Origin of the sequence: Pseudomonas sp. IB20, from assembly GCF_009707325.1 — a bacterium.
In the GTDB taxonomy this organism is placed as follows: domain Bacteria; phylum Pseudomonadota; class Gammaproteobacteria; order Pseudomonadales; family Pseudomonadaceae; genus Aquipseudomonas.
Genome location: NZ_CP046103.1, coordinates 546450 through 561906 on the forward strand (window position 1 = coordinate 546450; position 15457 = coordinate 561906).

The 15457-nt window shown below is 60.3% G+C and carries 10 protein-coding genes, 2 tRNA genes and 2 pseudogenes; 10 read left to right on the forward strand and 4 right to left on the reverse strand.

Annotation, left to right across the window (positions count from 1 at the left end; genetic code table 11):
- Nucleotides 1-26 precede the first annotated feature (26 nt).
- From hfq to GJU48_RS25580, 8 genes and pseudogenes are all read left to right on the forward strand, one after another.
- A complete protein-coding gene (hfq, locus tag GJU48_RS02425; RefSeq protein ID WP_094950970.1) occupies nucleotides 27-287 on the forward strand; it encodes an RNA chaperone Hfq in 261 nt (86 codons plus the stop codon).
- A gap of 12 nt (nucleotides 288-299) precedes the next feature.
- Nucleotides 300-1601: a ribosome rescue GTPase HflX gene (gene hflX / locus GJU48_RS02430; RefSeq protein WP_094950969.1), complete on the forward strand. Its 1302-nt coding sequence runs from the start codon at nucleotides 300-302 to the stop codon at nucleotides 1599-1601.
- Between the two features lie 96 nt (nucleotides 1602-1697).
- Nucleotides 1698-2873 carry an FtsH protease activity modulator HflK gene (gene hflK, locus GJU48_RS02435; RefSeq protein WP_094950968.1) on the forward strand — a complete coding sequence of 392 codons (1176 nt, stop codon included), beginning with the start codon at nucleotides 1698-1700 and terminating at the stop codon, nucleotides 2871-2873.
- Entirely contained in the window at nucleotides 2873-3739 is an 867-nt protein-coding gene (gene hflC / locus GJU48_RS02440) for a protease modulator HflC (protein ID WP_094950967.1), read from the forward strand. The genes hflK and hflC overlap by 1 nt, the downstream gene beginning before the upstream one ends.
- Before the next feature lie 293 nt (nucleotides 3740-4032).
- Nucleotides 4033-5220 carry an ATP phosphoribosyltransferase regulatory subunit gene (locus GJU48_RS02445; RefSeq protein ID WP_094950966.1) on the forward strand — a complete coding sequence of 396 codons (1188 nt, stop codon included), beginning with the start codon at nucleotides 4033-4035 and terminating at the stop codon, nucleotides 5218-5220.
- A gap of 54 nt (nucleotides 5221-5274) precedes the next feature.
- Nucleotides 5275-6564, forward strand: a complete 1290-nt coding sequence (locus GJU48_RS02450) for an adenylosuccinate synthase (RefSeq protein WP_094950965.1) — start codon at nucleotides 5275-5277, stop codon at nucleotides 6562-6564.
- Nucleotides 6565-7678: 1114 nt separating this feature from the next.
- Nucleotides 7679-7732, forward strand: a pseudogene (locus GJU48_RS25575) (hypothetical protein); the annotation flags it as partial.
- Between the two features lie 390 nt (nucleotides 7733-8122).
- Nucleotides 8123-8638 (forward strand): annotated as a pseudogene (locus GJU48_RS25580) (methyl-accepting chemotaxis protein); the annotation flags it as partial.
- A gap of 83 nt (nucleotides 8639-8721) precedes the next feature.
- On the opposite strand, the gene GJU48_RS02460 reads toward GJU48_RS25580, so the two are convergent.
- The 4 genes from GJU48_RS02460 to GJU48_RS02475 all read right to left on the reverse strand — a co-directional run bounded on the left by GJU48_RS02460 (nucleotide 8722) and on the right by GJU48_RS02475 (nucleotide 11820).
- On the reverse strand, nucleotides 8722-10287 hold the full coding sequence (locus GJU48_RS02460) for an ABC transporter permease (RefSeq protein WP_094950963.1): 1566 nt from the start codon (nucleotides 10285-10287) through the stop codon (nucleotides 8722-8724).
- On the reverse strand, nucleotides 10287-11312 hold the full coding sequence (locus GJU48_RS02465) for an iron ABC transporter substrate-binding protein (RefSeq protein WP_094950962.1): 1026 nt from the start codon (nucleotides 11310-11312) through the stop codon (nucleotides 10287-10289). The genes GJU48_RS02460 and GJU48_RS02465 overlap by 1 nt, the downstream gene beginning before the upstream one ends.
- 158 nt (nucleotides 11313-11470) lie before the next feature.
- A tRNA-Leu gene (locus GJU48_RS02470) sits at nucleotides 11471-11557 on the reverse strand.
- A 176-nt stretch (nucleotides 11558-11733) separates the two neighbouring features.
- A tRNA-Leu gene (locus GJU48_RS02475) sits at nucleotides 11734-11820 on the reverse strand.
- Between the two features lie 224 nt (nucleotides 11821-12044).
- On the opposite strand from GJU48_RS02475, the gene rnr reads away from it, so the two are divergent.
- Both rnr and rlmB read left to right on the forward strand, forming a co-directional pair.
- On the forward strand, nucleotides 12045-14678 hold the full coding sequence (gene rnr / locus GJU48_RS02480) for a ribonuclease R (RefSeq protein ID WP_094950961.1): 2634 nt from the start codon (nucleotides 12045-12047) through the stop codon (nucleotides 14676-14678).
- Nucleotides 14675-15430, forward strand: a complete 756-nt coding sequence (gene rlmB, locus GJU48_RS02485) for a 23S rRNA (guanosine(2251)-2'-O)-methyltransferase RlmB (protein ID WP_094950960.1) — start codon at nucleotides 14675-14677, stop codon at nucleotides 15428-15430. The genes rnr and rlmB overlap by 4 nt, the downstream gene beginning before the upstream one ends.
- Nucleotides 15431-15457: the final 27 nt, after the last annotated feature.

Sequence of the window (15457 nt, forward strand, 5' to 3'; positions counted from 1 at the left end):
TATTGATCCTTAAAGGAGTGCGGCACATGTCAAAAGGGCATTCGCTACAAGACCCTTACTTGAATACTTTACGTAAAGAGAAAGTGGGGGTTTCCATCTACCTGGTCAACGGGATCAAGCTGCAAGGCACGATCGAGTCGTTCGACCAGTTCGTAATCCTGCTGAAAAACACCGTCAGCCAGATGGTTTACAAGCACGCTATCTCGACAGTAGTTCCAGTTCGTCCTATCCGTCTGCCTAGCGCAACTGATGCCGAACAGGGTGACGCTGAGCCAGGTAACGCCTGATAGGAGTCTCCTTTGTTCTTTGAGCGCCACGGTGGTGGTGAACGAGTAATCCTCGTTCACTTGGATGGACAGGACCCTGAGGCGCGCGAAGATCCGCAGGAGTTTCAGGAGTTGGCAAATTCGGCCGGCGCCGAGACCGTTGCGTTTTTTAACGTGCCGCGTCATCGGCCAACCGCCAAATTCCTGATCGGCAGCGGCAAGGTCGAGGAACTGCGCGACCTGGTCCATGCTGAAGAAGCCGATCTGGTGATCTTCAATCACACCCTCACGCCCAGTCAGGAACGTAACCTCGAACGTGTTTTCGAGTGTCGCGTGATCGACCGCACCGGTCTGATTCTCGATATTTTCGCCCAGCGCGCCCGTACCCATGAAGGCAAGCTCCAGGTAGAACTGGCTCAGCTTGACCACATGAGCACCCGGTTGGTTCGCGGCTGGACTCACCTTGAGCGCCAAGGTGGCGGTATCGGCATGCGCGGTCCGGGTGAAACCCAGCTGGAAACCGACCGCCGTCTGTTGCGAGTTCGCCTGCGCCAGATCAAGGGCCGCCTGGAAAAAGTGCGCAGCCAGCGCGAACAATCGCGTCGTGGCCGTATGCGAGCGGATATCCCTACCGTGTCTTTGGTGGGCTATACCAACGCCGGCAAATCCACGCTGTTCAATAACGTGACGAAATCGGACGTGTACGCGGCCGACCAACTGTTCGCCACCCTCGACCCGACCTTGCGCCGTCTGGAACTGGACGACCTGGGGCCGATTGTCCTGGCCGACACCGTGGGTTTCATTCGTCACCTGCCTCACAAGCTGGTCGAGGCGTTTCGGTCTACGCTCGAAGAGTCGAGCAACTCCGACCTGCTGTTGCACGTGATCGATGCGGCTGAACCGGATCGCATGTTGCAGATTGAACAGGTGATGGTGGTGCTGGGCGAGATTGGTGCACAGGACTTGCCGATCCTTGAGGTGTATAACAAACTCGATTTGCTTGAAGGCGTTGAGCCACAAATCCAGCGCGACGAAGACGGCAAGCCCCGGCGGGTTTGGCTGTCGGCGCGTGATGGCAGTGGTTTGGAGTTGCTTGAACAGGCCATTGCCGAGTTGCTGGGCGGCGATTTGTTTGTCGGCACCTTGCGCTTGCCTCAGCGTTTTGCTCGACTGCGTGCACAGTTTTTTGAGTTGGGCGCGGTACAGAAAGAAGAATACGACGAAGAAGGTGTCAGCTTGCTGACCGTTCGATTGCCGCGCTCGGAGCTGAATCGGCTGGTTAGCCGTGAAGGTGTGGTGCCGACGGAGTTTATCGAGCAACACACTTTGCAATAAAAGCCTCCTAAAGCGGTTGTGCCGCGGCAGCAGGCATTCTGTAGCATTGGTCGGCGCGCCGTGGGTGCGTCTTTGCTTTATCAGATGGAGAGCGCTATGGCTTGGAATGAGCCGGGTGGCAACTCGAATAATCAGGATCCTTGGGGTGGTAAACGCCGCAATAATGGCGACCGCAAGGGGCCACCAGATCTCGACGAGGCCTTCCGAAAGCTGCAGGAAAGCCTGAATGGGTTGTTCGGTGGTGGGAAAAAACGTGGTGGTGACGACGGCGGTCGCACAAGCAAGGGCGGTGGCTATGGCCTGCTGGGCCTGGGTCTTGTCGTGCTCGCAGCCGTGTGGCTGTACAGCGCGGTTTACGTAGTCGACGAGCAGGAGCAAGCCGTAGTGCTGCGCTTCGGCAAGTACTACGAGACTGTCGGCCCGGGTCTGAACATCTACTTCCCCCCGATCGACAAAAAGTACATGGAGAACGTCACGCGTGAGCGTGCCTACACCAAACAGGGCCAGATGCTGACCGAAGACGAGAATATCGTCGAAGTGCCGCTGACCGTGCAGTACAAGATCAGCAATCTTCAGGATTTCGTGCTGAACGTCGATCAACCTGAAATCAGTCTGCAGCAGGCGACTGAAAGTGCCCTGCGCCACGTGGTGGGTTCCACCGCCATGGACCAGGTGCTGACTGAAGGTCGTGAGTTGATGGCCAGCGAGATCAAGGAACGTCTGCAACGGTTCCTCGACACCTATCGCACCGGTATCACTGTTACTCAGGTCAACATACAGAGCGCAGCCGCACCGCGCGAAGTGCAGGAAGCCTTTGACGACGTGATCCGCGCCCGTGAAGACGAGCAGCGTTCGCGCAACCAGGCTGAAACCTACGCCAACGGTGTTGTGCCGGAAGCCCGTGGTCAGGCCCAGCGTATCCTTGAGGATGCCAACGGTTACCGCGATGAAGTGGTCTCCCGCGCCAAGGGTGAGGCGGATCGCTTCACCAAGCTGGTTGCCGAGTACCGCAAGGCTCCGGAAGTCACGCGTGAGCGTCTGTACCTGGACACCATGCAGGAAGTCTTCAGCAACACCAGCAAGGTTCTCGTGACCGGCAGCAAAGGTGGGCAGAACAACCTGCTGTACCTGCCGCTGGACAAGATGATCGAAGGTGGTCGTAGCAGCACCAGCGCACCGGCCTCCGGTTCAACGGCTGCTGCCAACGAAGCGAGCGCCCGTGCGGCCGCTGACTTGCTGCAACAGCAAACACGTACCAGGGAGAGTCGTTGATGAGCAATAAATCGCTGACCGCCCTGATTGTGGGCGTCGTCGTGGTCATCGCTGCCTGGAACTGCTTCTACATCGTGGCTCAGACCGAGCGCGCGGTGTTGCTGCAATTCGGTCGTGTGGTCCAGGCGGATGTCCAGCCGGGCCTGCATGTGAAAGTCCCCTACGTGAACCAGGTGCGCAAGTTCGACGGCCGCCTGATGACCCTGGATGCACCGACACAGCGCTTCCTGACCCTGGAAAAGAAAGCCGTGATGGTTGACGCCTACGCCAAATGGCGCGTCAAGGATGCCGAGCGCTTCTACACCGCGACTTCCGGCCTCAAGCAGATTGCCGACGAGCGTTTGTCGCGCCGTCTGGAATCAGGCCTGCGTGACCAGTTTGGTAAACGCACCCTGCACGAGGTGGTATCCGGTGAGCGTGATGCGCTGATGGCTGACATCACGCGTTCGTTGAACACCATGGCTGAAAAAGAGCTGGGCATCGAAGTTGTCGATGTTCGGGTCAAGGCGATCGACCTGCCCAAGGAAGTGAACCGCAGCGTGTTCGAGCGTATGAGCACCGAGCGTGAGCGTGAAGCCCGTGAGCATCGCGCCAAGGGTAACGAGTTGGCTGAAGGTATCCGTGCGGATGCCGACCGTCAGCGCCGTGTACTGCTGGCAGAAGCCTATCGTGAGTCTGAAGAGGCCCGTGGTGATGGTGATGCTCAAGCGGCGTCGATCTACTCCAAGGCTTATGGCCAGGACCAGGAGTTCTACGCGTTCTACCGTAGCCTGCGTGCCTACCGTGAAAGCTTCGCGAACAAAACCGACGTCATGGTGCTGGACCCAAGCAGCGACTTCTTCCGCTACCTGGAAAAGTCCAAGTAACCAGCCGGTGATTCTGTAGGACCCACTCCGTCGGGCGGCTAAAATGCCGGGCGGGGTGATCCTTTCAGAAAACGGGTGTATGATGCGGCAGCCGGGAAATTCCCGGCTTTTTTGCGTCTGCATGTTTGATTCGGCAGGCGTGACAGGTTTTTCGAGGAAAGTGCCCGACGAGGCCGTTTGCAGGCCATTCGTCACGTCGTTCTTGCGCGTTGTTTATGCAGGGGCCGGGCATTTTCTGCTTCACTCAGGGCTCGGCCGAAGGCTGGTCGCCCGGATCATAGGGGAATGGCGTAATGGCAACGGTAGACCGCTGGCTGCTGCCAGATGGCATCGAAGAAGTACTGCCACCAGAAGCTGCGCGCATTGAAGTAGCGCGTCGTCAGGTGTTGGATCTGTTCCAGAGCTGGGGTTACGAGTTTGTCGTGACTCCCCATATCGAGTACCTGGAATCCCTGCTGACCGGCGCGGGCCAGGACCTGGATCTGCGCACCTTCAAGGTCATCGACCCGCAATCGGGCCGGCAAATGGGCTTTCGTGCCGACATCACGCCGCAAGTGGCGCGCATCGATGCGCACACCTTGCGCCGCGAAGGCCCGAGCCGCCTGTGCTACGCCGGCAGCGTGCTGCATGCGCAACCGCGAGCCTTGTCGTCGTCCCGTAGCCCGATTCAGCTGGGCGCCGAGTTGTACGGCGATGCCAGCCCGAGCAGCGACGTTGAAGTGATCAGCTTGATGCTGGCCATGCTGCAACTGGCTGACGTGCCGGATGTGCACATGGACCTGGGGCACGTCGGTATCTACCGTGGCCTGGCGCGAGCGGCCGGTTTGTCCGGTGAAGTGGAGCAGCAGTTATTTGATGCCCTGCAACGCAAGGCTATCGATGAAGTGATCGCCCTCACCGAAGGTGTGCCGGCAGACCTCGCCGAAATGCTGCGCGCACTGGTCAACCTGTGCGGCGGCCCTGAAGTGTTGGTGGCTGCACGTGAGCGCCTGGCGAATGCGCCGGCGCCTGTATTGGCGGCGTTGGATGACGTGCTGGCGATTGCCGAGCGCTTGTCGGCGCGGTTCCCGCAGCTGCCGCTGTATTTTGACCTGGGTGAGTTGCGCGGCTACCACTACCACACCGGTGTGGTGTTCGCCGTATTTGTACCGGGTGTTGGCCAAGCCATTGCCCAAGGCGGTCGTTATGACGATATCGGCGCTGACTTCGGTCGCGCGCGTCCGGCGACTGGCTTTTCCACCGATTTGAAAACCCTGGTGACCCTGGGGCGTGCTGAGGTCGAGCTGCCGTCTGGTGGCGTCTGGATGCCCGACAGTACGGACGCAGCACTCTGGCAGCAGGTTTGCCAGTTGCGCAGTGAGGGTCAGCGTGTCGTCCAGGCTCTGCCTGGGCAGCCATTGGCCGCCGCCCGTGAAGCGGACTGCGACCGGCAATTGATTCTGCAGAACGGGCTTTGGCAAGTTTCGCCACTGGCTTCTTGAGTTTTCCTGCCGGCCATCGCCGGCACCAAGTTTGCGCGAATGAGGACAAGTGTTATGGGTAAGAATGTCGTAGTCCTGGGCACCCAATGGGGTGATGAGGGCAAAGGCAAGATCGTTGATCTGCTGACCGAACATGCTGCCGCCGTAGTGCGCTACCAAGGTGGCCACAACGCTGGCCACACCCTGGTCATCGATGGCGAAAAAACCGTCTTGCACCTGATCCCGTCGGGCGTGCTGCGCGAAGGCGTGCAGTGCCTGATCGGCAACGGCGTGGTGGTTGCACCTGACGCTCTGCTGCGTGAGATCACCAAACTGGAAGAGAAAGGCGTACCGGTGCGCAAGCGCCTGCGTATCAGCCCGTCCTGCCCGCTGATCCTGTCCTTCCACGTTGCGCTGGACCAGGCCCGTGAAAAGGCCCGTGGCGAGCTGAAGATCGGTACTACCGGTCGCGGCATCGGCCCGGCGTACGAAGACAAAGTTGCACGTCGTGGCCTGCGTGTGGGCGACCTGCTCAACATGCCGCGCTTTGAAGACAAGCTGCGTGAGCTGGTGGATTACCACAACTTCATGCTCGTTGGTTACTACAAAGAGCCAGCCATCGAGTTTGAAAAGACCCTGGCTGAGTGCAAAGAATACGCTGAGCTGCTCAAGCCGCTGATGCTGGACGTGACGGCCGAGCTGCACGACCTGCGTCGCGCCGGCAAAGACATCATGTTCGAAGGCGCCCAGGGTTCGTTGCTGGACATCGACCACGGTACCTACCCGTACGTGACCAGCTCCAACACCACCGCTGGCGGCGTAGCCACCGGTTCCGGTGTTGGCCCGATGTTCCTGGACTACATCCTGGGCATCACCAAGGCTTACACCACGCGCGTAGGTTCTGGCCCGTTCCCGACTGAGCTGTTCGACGAAGTCGGCGCACACCTGGCCAAGCAAGGTCACGAGTTCGGCGCTACCACCGGCCGTGCACGTCGTTGCGGCTGGTTCGACGCCGTTATCTTGCGTCGCGCTATCGATGTGAACAGCATCTCGGGCATCTGCCTGACCAAGCTGGACGTACTCGACGGTCTGGAAGCCATCAACATCTGCGTCGGCTACAAAGATGCAGACGGTAAGGACGTTGCTCCGACCGACGCTGACAGCTACGTGGGCCTGCAGCCTGTGTACGAAGAAGTGCCGGGCTGGACCGAATCGACCGTGGGCGCCAAAACCCTGGAAGAACTGCCGGCCAACGCCCGTGCTTACATCAAGCGCGTTGAAGAGCTGATCGGCGCGCCAATCGACATTATTTCGACGGGCCCGGACCGCAACGAGACTATCGTTCTGCGTCACCCGTTCGCTTAATAAGCTGTTGATGTAAAAAGCAAAGGGCTCCTTCGGGAGCCCTTTGTCGTATCTGTCTGGCAAACGGCACGACCCTTGCTATGGTTCTTTCTTTCGCGGTGCTATCAAATTAATGGCACCCGTGGTGGAGGGATTCCCAGTGTCTGCCGTTCTCTCATTGTTACAAAGCCGGCTGTTGCGGCCGGTGTTCGTTACCCTAGGTATCGCTCTTTTGGTGCAAGTGCTGGTGGCTGTCGCTCTGACGAGGAGCACGGTCACTGCATTGGAAGCTGATTTGGGCAATCGCCTGGGTATCGACAGCCAGAAACTCTCCGGTGAACTGGCGCAAGCCGGCAAGGAAGTCACATCGAGTCTGGACAGCCTGTCTTCCAGTACCCGTCAGCGTCTGACCGCAGGGCTTTCCACGCGTCTGCAGGAGGAGCAGAAGCAACTGCGTGCGACCCTGGAAAAAGACCTGCAAGACTCGGCCAACGACATGGCGCAACTGCTGGCCTCGGTGGCGCCGCGCGCCATGTGGGACAGCGACGTGCCGACGCTGTCGGAGTTTGCCCGGCGTGCCCAGCGCAATCCCAACGTGTTGTTCGTGGTCTACGACGATGCGGCCGGGGAGCATCTGACCCGTTATCTGAACCGTGACAACCCGATCAACCAGGCATTGCTGGCCAAAGGTCAGGGCGACCGGGCCCTGGATAAAGTCTTGGATGCGGCGAAAAATGATCCTTCCGTGTTCTACGTCGAAGCGTCCATCAGCCCCAACGGCGTAGAGATTGGCAAGGTCCGCATGGGTGTCTCAACCACGGCGGTAGAGGCGGACCTGGCTGCGCTGGACAAGCGTTTTGCCGCGCTGATCGCCAGCAGTGATCAACTGGTAGGCGACAGCCTCAAGGGCGCTGCCGCAGACAGCGCCGCCGCCATGGGCGCGCGCCTGCAATCGGCGCAAGCCACCGCCACCCAGATGACCGCCAACACCACCAGTGCCGTACAAGACGCCGCAGGCACTTTGCGCTGGCGCATCGGCATGGGGCTCGCAGTGGTGGGGTTCGGCGTATTGCTGCTGATCGCTATCGTGCTGGGGCGGCGTGTGGTCAATCGCCTGAAGTTGCTGATCGCAGCCATGGATGACTTGGCGGCGGGCGAGGGCGACCTCACCAAGCGCGTGCAGATCAGCAGCAAGGATGAAATCGGCGACATGGCTTCGGCGGTCAATCGCTTTGTGGATAAGTTGCAGCCGATCGTGCGTGAGGCGGGGGATGTGGCTCAGCGTACCGGTGTGGAAATCGGCGCCATGACCTTGCGCAATGCCGGTGCCGACAAGGCGGCCGGTTTGCAGCGTGATGAAGTGGCCGAGAGCTTGCGCGCGCTGTCGCAAATGGCAGACGAGGCCCAGGCTGAAAGTCATGCGATGCAAGCGGCGTTGCAACAGGTGGTGGAAATCCGCCGGGCGACGGATGAAAACTCGCGCACTTCAGCAGAGGTCGGCAGCTTGATCGAAGCGTTAGCGGGGCAGGTGCAGGCAGGTTCTCAGGTTATTGAGCGCCTGGCTCAGCAAAGCGAACAAATTGAAGTGGTGCTGACGGTGATTCACGGCATTGCCGAGCAGACCAACTTGCTGGCACTTAACGCAGCGATTGAAGCCGCGCGTGCCGGTGAGACCGGGCGTGGCTTCGCGGTAGTGGCCGACGAGGTGCGTGCCCTGGCCAGCAAAACCCAGAGTTCCACGGGTGATATCCAGGCGCATATCGTGGCGTTGCAGCAGGGCGCACGTGAGGCGGTGGAAACCATCGGCAAGGCGGGTCGTCAGGCGAGCGAAGGCTTGCTGGTGCTGCGCGACAGCGTGCGCCTGCAGCAGACGGTGCAGGCTTCGGTGGAGCAGGTGCATGCAGCGATTGGCTTGGCGACGCGTGCGGCTGAGCATCAGGCCCAGGGCGCGCATGCGGTGCGTGGGCGGGTCGAGGTGATTCATGCCCAGGCCGAGCGTGCTGCGCAGGCGGTGGTGGAAACCACGGCCAGTGGCAAGGTGCTGGATGGGTTGGCGGCGCAGTTGAAGGCGAGCCTGGGGCAGTTTCGGGCTTAGCGTCGCCTGTTTCGGCGCAATCGCAGGCAAGCCAGCTCCCACATTACTCCAGCGTTGGAGCTGGCTTGCCTGCGATTGCGGTCTCAGCGGCTCAGATACATCCGAGTCGTAAGCAGATACACCGGCAACCCCGACACCAGAATCAACAGCGCCGCGTAAGGCGCTGCCGCTGCAAACTCCACATTCGAGGTATGCGCCCAAACGGCGGTTGCCAGGGTATTCAGCCCGGTCGGGCTGAGCAGCAACGTCGCCGTCAACTCCTTCATCGCATCCAGAAACACCAAGGCGAACGCCGCGCCCAGTGCTGGGAAGATAATCGGTAAGGTCACCCGGCAAAATGCGCTGAACGACGATGCGCCCAACGTGCGCGCGGCCTCTTCCAGCTGCGGCGCCGCCTTGTTCAAGGCCGTACGAATCGGCGCCTGGGCCAGTGGCAGGAACAACAGCGCATAAGCGATCAGCAGCAGTGCCGACGTCTGATACAGCGCTGGCACATAATGCAGGGCGAAATACACCAGCGTCAGTGCGATCACCAGGCCGGGCAGGGCATGCAACAGGTACGGCAGGCGCTCGGCCCAGATCGCCAGTTGGCCTTTGTAGCGCACCACCAGCAACCCAACCGGCACTGCCAGCACCAAGCACAGCGCCGCGCCACCTAAGGACAGTGCCAGCGAAGACAACAGTGCCTCACCAATTTCGGCCACGGGAAATGCCGCCGACGAACCCACCGCCAGCCAGTACCCGAGCATCCCCAAAGGAATGCCGCTGCCAATGATCGCCAGCGCCAGGCAATAGAGTTGACCGAGCGGCGCCCATTTGCCCAATTGAACCTGTTCAGCATGCCGCGCCGCGCCCTGGCCGATGCGCACATGCCGGCCCTTGCCGCGTACGCGCAGCTCCAGCCACAGCAGCGTCAGGCACATCACCAGCAACACCGCCGAGAGCATCGCGGCATTGGCATTGCTGAATTCCAGTTCGAACTGTTGGTAGATCGCGGTGGTAAAGGTCTGCAGGCCGATGATCGACAGCGCACCGAACTCCACCAGCATATGCAAGGCAATCAGCAGTGCCCCGGCCAGTAGCGAAGGCCACAGCAAGGGCAGTGTGATGCGAAAAAATACGCCCCAGCGATTCAGCCCCAAGGTGCGGGCCGATTCTTCCAGGGACGGGTCGAGGTTGCGCAGGGTCGCCGCCACCGGCAGAAACACCAGCGGGTATTTGGACAGGGTCATCACCAGGATCGCACCGCCCAGCCCTTCGAAGTTGGCGCTCAGCGACACCCAGGTAAAGCTGCTGACAAACGCCGGCACCGCAAACGGCAGGCACAGGATCACGCCCCAGATACGCCGACCCGGCAGGTTGCTGCGCTCCAGCAGCCAGGCCAGGGACAGGCCGATCACGCCGCAGGCCACTGTCACGCCAATCATCAGCGCCAGGGTGTTGCGCAGCAGCCCGAATACATACGGCCGCCATAGCAGATGCACCGCTTGCGCCCAGCCCGCCTGCCAGGCTTTGGTCCCGACATACACCAACGGCAGCAGACTCAGGCCAACCAGGAATAGGACGGGGATCAGCAGCCAGATTGACGGGCGCTTGCGTCGCGGGCTGAAACCCCCGCGCAAGGCGGGGGCGGGGAGCGATGGGTTCATCAGTTCAGGCCAACGTCACGTTCCAGGTCCAGGGCTTCTTCGGCGTTGCCGAGGTCCGCAGGGGTGACTTTCGGCGGTTGCAGCTCGCTGAAAGGCTTGAGGCCGCGGTTCGATTCCATGCCCTTGCGCAGCGGGTATTCGGCCGAGGTGTTGGTGATCACACGCTGGCCTTCTTCGCTGGTCATGAAGGCGAGTAATTGCTGGGCCTCTTTCGGGTGCTTGCTGGATTTCAGCGCGGCAGCCGAAGACACAGTGATCAGGCCGCCGGCATCGCCATTGGTGAAGTAATGCAGCTGCGAATCCAGGTTGGTTTTTTCTTTCTTGAGCGCAAACCAGTAGTAGTTGTTCACCAGCACGGTGGCCACTTCGCCGTTTTCCACGGCCTTAAGTGCGACCATGTTGTTGCTGTAGACCTTGCCGAAGGCGCGCAGGCCAGTCAGCCACTCTTCAGCGGCTTCGCGACCGTGCAGCTTGATGATTGCCACGGCTTGTTCCTGGAACGCGCCGCTGGTGGGTACGAAGCCGACTTTGCCTTGCCACTCGGGGCCGGCGAAATCCAGTACCGATTTGGGCAGGTCTTTTTCGGCGATCAGTTTGGGGTTGAACGCTACAACGCGCGTGCGTGCGGTGACGCCCATCCAGTCGCCGTTGCTGCCGACATAATCCTTGGGCAATACGTCGAGGGTGCTGGCATCGATCTTGGCCAGCAGGCCTTGTTCACCGAGCTTGTTTAGCGGCGGCGATTCTTCGGTGTAGATCACGTCGGCGGGGGAGCGGTCGCCTTCTTCGACGACTTGGCTGGCCAGCTGGTTGCTGCTGCCTTTGCGCACGTTGACGTGAATGCCGGTCTTGGCTTCGAAGGCCTTGGCGAGTTCATCGCCGACTTCTTTGTGTTGGCCGTTGTACAGGGTCAGTGACACCTTGTCGGCGGAATAGGCGGCGGGCGAGAGCAGGGTCAGGCTGAGCAGAGTGAGGGTCAGGCCACGCAGAAGGGATGTCTTGAGACGGGTATTGCTAATCATCATCCGAAGTTTTCCTCGTTTAAATGCAACAAATCGTTGCCGATTTATACGGGCAGGATAAACGATAAAACTTCTCAAGTGCGCACGGGAGGGGAAATCGCCGAGGATGTTTTCAAACCCCGGAAACGAAAAAACCCGCTTTCGCGGGTTTGATCTGAATTTGGTGCCCAGGAGAAGACTCGAACTTCCACGACCTTGCGATCACCAGCACCTGAAGCTGGCGTGTCTACCAATTTCACCACCTGGGCATTATCAACAACGCTTGCGCCGTTGATGGAGCGAACTATACGGAGGGCTTTTTGATCTGTAAACCCCTGATTCAAAAATATAAATCAGGATTCTTGTTAAAAATCAAAGGCCTGAAACGCAAAAACCCGCTTTCGCGGGTTTTTGGAGACTCGAGGCATAACCTTGAGTTTGAAATTGGTGCCCAGGAGAAGACTCGAACTTCCACGACCTTGCGATCACCAGCACCTGAAGCTGGCGTGTCTACCAATTTCACCACCTGGGCAGCATCAACAACGTTGCCGTCGTCGATGGCGCGCACTATACGGAGGCGATTTTGAGCTGTAAAGCCCTGGTATGAAAAAATCCTGGAAAATTTCGCCAATGGTCGTGCAAGGTGTGTTCCGGGGGCGACAAAAGCCTTTTAAACGCTTGTTGATGCCTGAAATTTCCCGTTTCAATACGCGTATGCCAAACTAACCCGCATATAGACAAGGTGAAAACTCTCTAATGGCCGATTGGCAGTCCCTCGATCCCGAGGCCGCTCGTGAAGCGGAAAAATATGAAAACCCTATTCCTAGCCGCGAACTGATCCTGGCGCACCTCGCCGATCGTGGTTCGCCTGCTAGCCGCGAGCAGTTGGTTGAGGAATTCGGTCTGACCACCGAAGACCAGCTCGAAGCCCTGCGCCGCCGTTTGCGTGCCATGGAGCGCGATGCTCAACTGATCTACACCCGCCGTGGCACTTACGCGCCCGTGGATAAGCTAGACCTGATCCTTGGCCGCATCGCCGGCCATCGTGATGGCTTCGGCTTCCTGATCCCGGATGACGGCAGCGACGATCTGTTCATGAGCCCGGCACAAATGCGCCTGGTGTTCGATGGCGACCGTGCCCTGGCGCGCGTTTCCGGCCTGGACCGTCGTGGTCGCCGTGAAGGCGTGATCGTCGAAGTGGTGTCGCGTGCCCACGAGTCCATCGTCGGCCGCTACTTCGAAGAAGGCGGTATCGGCTTTGTTGTGCCAGATAACCCGAAGGTCCAGCAGGAAGTGCTGATTACCCCGGGCCGCAACGGCGCCGCCAAGGTCGGCCAGTTCGTGGAGGTGAAAATCACCCACTGGCCAACCGCGCGCTTCCAGCCGCAAGGCGATATCGTTGAAGTGGTCGGTAACTACATGGCGCCGGGCATGGAAATCGACGTTGCGCTGCGCACCTACGATATCCCTCACGTCTGGCCTGAGGCTGTGCTCAAAGAAGCCGCCAAGCTCAAGCCGGAAGTGGAAGATAAAGACAAAGAAAAACGCATCGACTTGCGCCATCTGCCGTTCGTCACCATTGACGGCGAAGATGCCCGCGACTTCGACGATGCGGTTTACTGCGAAGCCAAGCCTGGCAAACTGCGCCTGTTCTCCGGCGGCTGGAAGTTGTTCGTCGCGATTGCCGATGTGTCCAGCTATGTGAAGATCGGTTCGGCCTTGGATAACGAAGCCCAGGTGCGCGGTAACTCCGTGTACTTCCCTGAGCGCGTGATCCCGATGCTGCCTGAGCAGCTGTCCAACGGCCTGTGCTCCCTGAACCCGAAAGTCGACCGTTTGGCCATGGTGTGCGAGATGACTATCTCGAAAACCGGCGAAATGACCGACTACCAGTTCTACGAAGCGGTGATCCACTCCCAGGCGCGCCTGACCTACAACAAGGTCAGCACCATCCTGGAACAGCCGAAAACCAGCGAAGCCAAAGCCCTGCGCGGTGAGTACGGCCATGTCGTGCCGCACCTCAAGCAGCTGTATTCGCTGTACAAAGTATTGCTGGGCGCTCGTCATGTACGTGGCGCGATCGACTTTGAAACCCAGGAAACCCGAATTGTCTTCGGCTCCGAGCGCAAGATCGCGGCGATCACCCCGACCACGCGTAACGATGCTCACAAGCTGATCGAGGAATGCATGCTGGCGGCCAACGTGGCCACTGCCGAGTTCCTGAAAAAGCACGAGATTCCTGCCCTGTACCGGGTGCACGACGGCCCGCCGCCGGAGCGTCTGGAGAAGTTGCGCGCGTTTCTCGGCGAGCTCGGTCTGTCCCTGCACAAAGGCAAGGACGGCCCGACGCCGAAGGACTACCAGGCACTGCTCGCGAGCATCAAGGACCGTCCGGATTACCACGTGATCCAGACCGTGATGCTGCGTTCTTTGAGCCAGGCGGTGTACAGCGCCGACAACCAAGGCCACTTCGGCTTGAATTACGAGGCGTACACCCACTTCACTTCGCCGATTCGCCGTTACCCGGACCTGCTCACGCACCGCGCAATCCGCAGCGTGATCCACTCCAAGCAGAACACCCCGCACGTCAAGCGTGCCGGTGCCATGACCATTCCGAAGGCACGGATCTATCCGTACGACGAAGCGGCCCTGGAACAGCTGGGCGAGCAGTGCTCCATGAGCGAGCGCCGTGCCGACGAAGCCACACGCGATGTGGTGAACTGGCTCAAGTGCGAGTTCATGAAAGACCGTGTGGGCGAGTCGTTCCCGGGCGTGATCACCGCCGTGACCGGTTTTGGTCTGTTCGTCGAGCTGACCGACATCTACGTCGAAGGCCTGGTGCACGTCACCGCCTTGCCGGGTGACTACTACCACTTCGACCCTGTGCATCACCGCCTGGCGGGCGAGCGCACCGGTCGCAGCTTCCGTTTGGGCGATACCGTGGAAGTGCAGGTCATGCGCGTCGACCTCGACGAGCGCAAGATCGACTTCGGCATGCCTGACAAGCCAGTCGAACCGTCTGGCCGCAAAAAACGTGGCAGCGAAACCGCCGCACCGGCCGCCAAAGGCAAAGGCGCTCCTGCCAAAGCAGCGGCTGCCGAGCCTGCGCCAGCCAAGGCCGGTCGTCGTTCGTCGGCCAAGGACAAAGCCCCTGAAGCCTACCGCCCAAGCGACGCTGCGGCGAAAAACGCCGAGCTGCGCAAGAGCCGCGAGTTGAAGCAGCAGTTGCTCAGCGAAGCCAAAAGCGGTGGTAAAGCGGCGTCAGGGGGAAAGTCCCAGGGGGCGGAAAAGCCGTCGAGCAAGCCGAGCAAACATCGTAAAGGCCCGCCAAAAGCGGGTTCGGCTCCCGCGAAAAGCGGCGGGTCGCGCAAACCTAAGGCCAAGTCATGAGTCTGGAAAAAATCTACGGCGTGCACGCCGTAGAAGCACTACTGCGTCACCACCCTAAGCGCGTCAAGCAAGTGTGGTTGGCCGAAGGTCGCAGCGAGCCGCGCGTACAAGCGCTGGTCGAGCTGGCGACCCAGAATAAAGTCGCCATCGGCCAAGCCGAGCGTCGTGAGATGGACGTGTGGGTAGAAGGCGTTCACCAGGGCGTGGTAGCGGACGTGAGCCCGAGCCAGGTCTGGGGCGAGGCGATGCTCGACGAGCTGCTCGATCGCACCGAAGGCGCGCCGCTGCTGCTGGTGCTGGACGGCGTGACCGACCCGCACAACCTCGGCGCTTGCCTGCGTTCGGCGGATGCTGCCGGTGCGCTGGCAGTGATCGTGCCTAAAGACAAGTCGGCCACCCTGACGCCGGTTGTGCGTAAAGTGGCCTGCGGCGCGGCGGAAGTGATTCCGCTGGTGGCGGTGACCAACCTGGCGCGCACTCTGGAGAAGCTCCAGCAGCGCGGCCTGTGGGTTGTGGGCACGGCGGGCGAGGCTGAGGTCAGCATTTATGACCAGGACCTCACCGGCCCGACCATCCTGATCATGGGCGCCGAAGGCAAAGGCATGCGTCGCCTGACCCGTGAGCATTGCGATTACCTGGTGAACCTGCCGATGGCCGGTAGCGTCAGCAGCCTCAATGTGTCGGTTGCGACGGGCGTGTGCCTGTTCGAAGCCCGGCGTCAGCGTGGTGTCAAGGCTAAAGCCAAGAAGTAAGCCTGTCAGTGATCGTTCCCACGCTCT

What these genes read in the sequence shown, in the direction of transcription:
- hfq (WP_094950970.1), top strand. Translation starts at nt 27, where the DNA reads ATGTCAAAAGGGCATTCGCTACAAGACCCTTACTTGAATACTTTACGT.
- hflK (WP_094950968.1), top strand. Translation starts at nt 1,698, where the DNA reads ATGGCTTGGAATGAGCCGGGTGGCAACTCGAATAATCAGGATCCTTGG.
- hflC (WP_094950967.1), top strand. Translation starts at nt 2,873, where the DNA reads ATGAGCAATAAATCGCTGACCGCCCTGATTGTGGGCGTCGTCGTGGTC.
- GJU48_RS02445 (WP_094950966.1), top strand. Translation starts at nt 4,033, where the DNA reads ATGGCAACGGTAGACCGCTGGCTGCTGCCAGATGGCATCGAAGAAGTA.
- rnr (WP_094950961.1), top strand. Translation starts at nt 12,045, where the DNA reads ATGGCCGATTGGCAGTCCCTCGATCCCGAGGCCGCTCGTGAAGCGGAA.
- GJU48_RS02450 (WP_094950965.1), top strand. Translation starts at nt 5,275, where the DNA reads ATGGGTAAGAATGTCGTAGTCCTGGGCACCCAATGGGGTGATGAGGGC.
- rlmB (WP_094950960.1), top strand. Translation starts at nt 14,675, where the DNA reads ATGAGTCTGGAAAAAATCTACGGCGTGCACGCCGTAGAAGCACTACTG.
- GJU48_RS02460 (WP_094950963.1), bottom strand. Translation starts at nt 10,287, where the DNA reads ATGAACCCATCGCTCCCCGCCCCCGCCTTGCGCGGGGGTTTCAGCCCG.
- GJU48_RS02465 (WP_094950962.1), bottom strand. Translation starts at nt 11,312, where the DNA reads ATGATGATTAGCAATACCCGTCTCAAGACATCCCTTCTGCGTGGCCTG.